A 5,279-nucleotide genomic window follows, 5' to 3' on the forward strand; every position below is an offset into this window, starting at 1 on the left:
GTCGCAATCCACACCGAACCGGAAGGCCCTCACCTGTTCAAGCTCCCCCAGCCGAGACCTGGCTCACCTGCCCACAACCTCCCCGGACAGAACAGCTAGCCCGCGTTCTCCCACCGGAGGCAACGCGGGCCGCCGCCCGGGCGTCCTGCCCGGTGAACGGGTCGCGCACGCGACGGCGTTGTCAGTGGCGGCGCGTAGGCTCCGCAGGAGTGGGAACGGCAGCCGTCCGAGCACGGGCGGCCACACATTCTCGGGGGAGTAGACCATGCAAGCGGCCACGACCGACACGACTCCCGGGCCCCGCACGACGACGGCGCCGCCGCCGTCCCTGGTGACCCGCGTCCGCTTCGCGACGTCGCTGGAGGACCCGCGACGCCCCCGCGGCGCGGCCCGGCGCACTCAGCAGGGCTGCGAGCGCCCGTCCCTGTGGAACACGTCCACCCTGATGAGCTGCCTCCTCCTGACCGCGGGCCACCACACACCGTCAGCCCCTCTCCAAGTCCTCCCGCCCCGCTTCCTGGACCGCGACTTCACCCCCTCCCGGGTCACCCGCTTCGAGGACATCGACTTCCCCGCCACCCTCCTCCACGCCCCCACCCGCCGCTTCCTCGTCGAGACGGGCCTGCCCGAGTCCGCACACCCCTTCCACCGCGACAGCGACCCCGACGACCTCGCCCTCCCCACCCTCACGGAGTACTGCGAGGAGTCCCCCGGCCACCCGGCGCCCCCGGCCCACGCGGACCACCTCATACGCCTGGGCCGCCTGTCGGACGAAGCCCACGCGGTCGTCGACGGCACAAGAGGCACGATCCTCGCCTGGAACGCCGCCGAGGGCACCCTCCACCCCCTGATGTCCGACGTCTCCGCCCTGGCCCTCACCCTCTGGGCCCTGCACCGCACGACCCGCTTGGAGACCGCGGGAGCGCCCGAAGCCGCGTAGCCGCCGACGGAAACCGGCCCTCGCTCGAATCAGGCGATCAATGCCATTCTTCAGGGTTGAGGGCCGCGGTGACGAAGTTCTCGCCCTGGGTGACAATCAGGTCTGGTTGTTCCACCAAACCCCTGATCTTGTCGGCATCGAAGTCGACAAATTGGAAGACGAAGTGTTCGGAAATGGCTGGACGATCCAGCGGGAATCCGTCGAGGTCGACCGCAGAGTTTGCCCGGTCTGCCCCCTGGCACAGGACTGACACGAAGAGCGGAAAATAGTCCAGCTCCAGAAGTCGATCCGCTTCCTGGATCACGCCCACTACTCCAGTGCCGCCTGTGACCTCCTCGCACAGGTCGTCCAGGCAGTCCACCATGGCGTCCCAGTTCCTCCCGTAATAACCGGGGAAACGAAGGGCCTCGGCAAAGGACCGATGGACCCCCTGCTCCTCCAGAAGCCCACGGGAGTCGAAGTAGTAGCAGCTCCCTCCCTTGCTCTCCAGCAGGGCGAGTTGCTCCTGAAGCGCAACCGAACCTTGGGGGGTGAAAACGACCCAGGGCTCAACGGTGCTCGTGATGTCGAAATCGGTCATGTGCTGCATCATCCTGTGAACTCGCCGACGTAGTAGAAGGTCCCGTAGTGGTCGGGTGTGTAGTACGCGGGCCCGGGGCCGTCCTTCGGGGTCAGCAGGCGTTCAGGGCCTCTGATCTCCTTCCCGCAGCCCGGTGCACTGCACTGTGGAAGGTCCACCTTGGCGTTGACGTCCCATTCTTTGTACTTACCGCCTGGCAGGGCGGATTTGTTGTTACCCCAGTTTGCGTTGCCATGGTAGCCGTCGACCTTGCCAATGCTTCCGGGCCTGGCATTGACCTTGTTCAACATGTCCGCAGCGTTTTGAGGCGCTGGGCCAGGCACGAGACCGAGACCGTCGGGGCTGCCCGTGTCGCCGCCATGTTGATGGCACAGCGGTGCAAGTCCCAACGGATCGGCCCAGCTGTGCGGATTGTGCACGTAGGTCACCGGGTTGGGCGCCGGTAGCAGACCGAGGGGGTCGGGGCTGGTGTAGCGAGCAGTCTCGGGGTCGTAGTGACGGTGATGGTTGTAGTGCAGTCCGGTCTCGGCGTCGTGATACTGACCAGGAAAACGCAGAGGAGTGTGGGCGGTTGCATCGCGGTTCCATGCAGTCCCGCCCCAGAGAGTGGCCTGCGTGTACCACGCGATTTCTCCGTCCTGTGCGATCAGCTCCGTCGGGGTGCCTACCAGGTCGGTGACGATGGCGAAAAAGCGCTCGTCCACCGTCCTCTCAGGTGTGTCGACAGCCCAGAGGCGTTCGGCCTGGCTCACTGGGGAGAGCCCGTCGTGATTCCAGGTGAGCGTGGTTCTGCTACCGCTGTCGCCTAGCTCGGTGGTCTGTTCGCACAGAGTGTTTCCGTCCCAGGTGAATACCGTCCGTTCTTCGACGGTCTCTCCATCGGCACCCAGACGGAGTTTTGCGGTCCTTCTGCCCAGGGGGTCATATGTGTAGCGCCAGCGACTGCCGTCCGGCGTGACGACCATGGTGAGACGGTCCTCGGCGTCCCATTCGTACTGCCAGACATCGGGTTTGCGTGAGAGTCGTGTCTTGCGGCGCATGGTGACGCGCCCCAGAGCGTCGTACTCGTAGTGAACACCTCCGGCCCTCATCACCCTTGTACCCGTGTACGTGCGTGGGCCGACCGCTTCATGACCGGGGGCCCGCACCGGCCACTCGGCCTCGGTCTGGTTTCCGGCAGAGTCGTAGGCGTAGCGTTCGCTCCAACCGGCCGCGTGGACGCTTGTAACGCGGCCATGAGGATCCAGGTCGAAGCGTCGGCCGCCTCCGCGAGCGTCCTGTATCGCCGTGAGGTAACCGTCGGATCGGTAGGCGTAGGAGCGTTCCGTCACGAGTCGGTCGCCGGGAGCCCTGCAGCCCAACTCGGTCAGCCGGTCCAGGCTGTCGTAGGTGCGCGTGAGAGAGAGCGCGCCGTTCACTCGACGGACGACTTCACGGTTCGCCGCATCGTGTGAGAAGTCGATGGTCTGTCCAGCCGTTGACAACCGATCGGTGCGGCCGGCGGCGTCGTACCGCCAACTGCTTCGAGCCCCCGAGGGGGTGACGCGCAGTGTCCGATTGCCTGCCGCATCGTAGGCGAAGCTCATGACACGGCCGTCGACGGTTTCCCTGAGCCGTCGACCCACGGCGTCGAGCTCGACTTGCAGGCTGCTGTCCGCCCTTACGGCGCCGTTCAACGAACCGTTGGAGGCGTATGTGTACGTGGTGGTCACACCGCCCACGCGCTTGGTTTTGATCTGCCCCAGGATGTCGCGCTCGTAGTGGGTCATCTGGCCGAGAGCGTTGGTTCGGTTGGTGAGGCGGCCTGCTGTGTCATACGCATAGTGGGTTGTGCGGCCGTCGAAGTCGGTTTCCGCGAGTAGCCGGCCGACGGCGTCGTAGGCGTAGTTCCAGTTGAGCCCTTGCGGGTCGGTAACTTGCGTCAGACGGAGCTCGGCGTCATGCGTGAAGCTGTAACGCTCACCTCCCGGCCCGGTTCGGGCGCTCAGTCGGTCGAAGTGGGTGTACTCGAATGTGCTCACACGACCGGTCGCGTCGATGTGACGGACACAGTTGCCTTCGCCGTCGTATCCCCAGCGCTCCTGTGTTCCATCGGGGTAGGTGCGCTTGGTCGGACGCCCCTCAACGGTCCACTCCAGGCTGGTCTCATGGCCCAGCGCGTTGACCACCGAACTGGTTCGTCCGAAGGGGTCGTACGCATAGTGAGTCGTGTGACCGAGGCCGTCGGTGACCGACAGGGGAAGACCGGCAACGTTGTTCTCGAAACGAGTTTCTCGCCCCGAAGGGTCCTGAGCCTCGATAATGGCGCCGTTTCGCCCGCGAACGAAGCGCGCGGTCGCGCCGACCGGATCGGTGACTGCAGTCACGTTGCCACGTTCGTCGAGGGTGTACTGCCAGGAGGAGCCGTCCGGCAGGGTGATCGTGGTGGGGGAGCCACTTTCGTAGGCGATGCGCACGACGGAGCCGTCCGGTCGTGCCACCGTGATCGGCTGCCCCCACTCGTTGTTCATGAAGGTCGTCGTGCAGCCCAGTTGATCCGTGCTCGACGTGAGGTGTTGGAGCGAGTCATAGCTGTTTGCGACGACACCACCCATCGGATCGATTTCAGCCACCACCAGGCTGCTGTCATCCACGACGAAATGGGAGGCGGCTCCGTCTGCGGTGCGGAGGGTGGTGATGCGGCAGTCGGGCCAGGAAGGGTCGGCGCCGTCGTAGTCAAGGTTGATCGTGATGTGTCCGGCCTCACCGCCTTCCATCACGCAGCGGTCTCGGCCGTCGTAGGCGTACAGGTAACTGCGGTGGTTGCTGTCGGTCCAGGAAGTGACACGTGCTCGTTCGTCGTAGCTGAACAGGAGTCGTGAGCCGCCGGAGTTCGTTACGGCGACGAGATTGCCCTGGGCGTAGGCGTAACTCTTGATGACGGTGTCCGTAGGGTCGCCCGCCGTTCCGGCAAGGCTGAGTCCGGTGACACGGCCTTCTTCCGTGGTGAGCTTCAGGTGATAGCCACCCGAGTGCCGGATGGCCAGAGGAGTGCCGTAGGCGTCGTAGTCGAAGGAGATCGTGTGCTGGTTACGATCGGTGATCCGATCCAGCAGCGCGATGCCGTCGGCGGTGGGGCGGGCGAAGTGATGGGTGTGCCCAGTGACCGGGTCGGCGATGCGGTAGCAGCCGTCGGCCATGCGGGTCAGCGGCCGACGAGGCCCGGCTTCGGGCATTACGGCGACGCTAGGCCCTGAAGGGTGGGGATACATGAGGGCAAGACCGTCCTCGGTGACGAAGAGGACGCCTTCCTCGTCGACTTCCAGACGCTGGTCGATGGTGGAGGCCCAGGTCGGGCCGAACCACCAGCCGCAGCGGTAGTCGGAGGCGACTCGGCGGGTGAACGCCAGAGGGAGAAGTCCGGGCAGTTCCACGTCCGTCTGCGGCAGGTACATGGCCCCTGTCGCCATGTCGATGGGGTCGCTGCCCTTCGAACGCACCAGGCTTTTGGCCCGGTTGTACGCTCCCTTGGCGCCATCGGTGACCATCCCGCGGGCGTTCTTGCCCAGGCCACGAAGGGCCGAGCTCATGCCCTTCAGACCGCCCTTGATTCCCTTCATGGCCGCCATGCCGCCCTTGAGGCCCTTGGCCAGTCCGCCGAGGGTGGTGAGCCCCTTCATGCCGGGTATGCAGTCCAGTGCGGCCAGTCCCACGTCCCATAGCGACGCCTGGCCCTTGCTGTACTTGTACAACGTGTCCGCGAGCACGACCAGCGCCGCG

At 65.6% G+C, this 5,279-nt stretch carries 3 protein-coding genes; 1 reads left to right on the forward strand and 2 read right to left on the reverse strand.

What is annotated here, in order from left to right; translation table 11 throughout:
- Positions 1-265 precede the first annotated feature (265 nt).
- Complete coding sequence (locus IG94_RS39875) at positions 266-940, forward strand: SUKH-4 family immunity protein (protein ID WP_078892585.1); 675 nt, start codon at positions 266-268, stop codon at positions 938-940.
- Positions 941-977: 37 nt separating this feature from the next.
- Here the strand turns inward: IG94_RS39875 and IG94_RS0137680 are convergent, their stop codons facing one another.
- A complete protein-coding gene (locus tag IG94_RS0137680; protein WP_052411071.1) occupies positions 978-1,520 on the reverse strand; it encodes a barstar family protein in 543 nt (180 codons plus the stop codon).
- 8 nt (positions 1,521-1,528) lie between these two features.
- Positions 1,529-5,266, reverse strand: a complete 3,738-nt coding sequence (locus IG94_RS0137685) for an RHS repeat-associated core domain-containing protein (protein ID WP_052411070.1) — start codon at positions 5,264-5,266, stop codon at positions 1,529-1,531.
- Positions 5,267-5,279: the final 13 nt, after the last annotated feature.

The organism is Streptomyces olivaceus (assembly GCF_000721235.1).
Classification (GTDB): domain Bacteria; phylum Actinomycetota; class Actinomycetes; order Streptomycetales; family Streptomycetaceae; genus Streptomyces; species Streptomyces olivaceus.

Excerpts from the sequence above, each read along its gene's own strand:
- IG94_RS39875 (WP_078892585.1), top strand. The coding sequence starts at position 266 with ATGCAAGCGGCCACGACCGACACGACTCCCGGGCCCCGCACGACGACG.
- IG94_RS0137680 (WP_052411071.1), bottom strand. The coding sequence starts at position 1,520 with ATGACCGATTTCGACATCACGAGCACCGTTGAGCCCTGGGTCGTTTTC.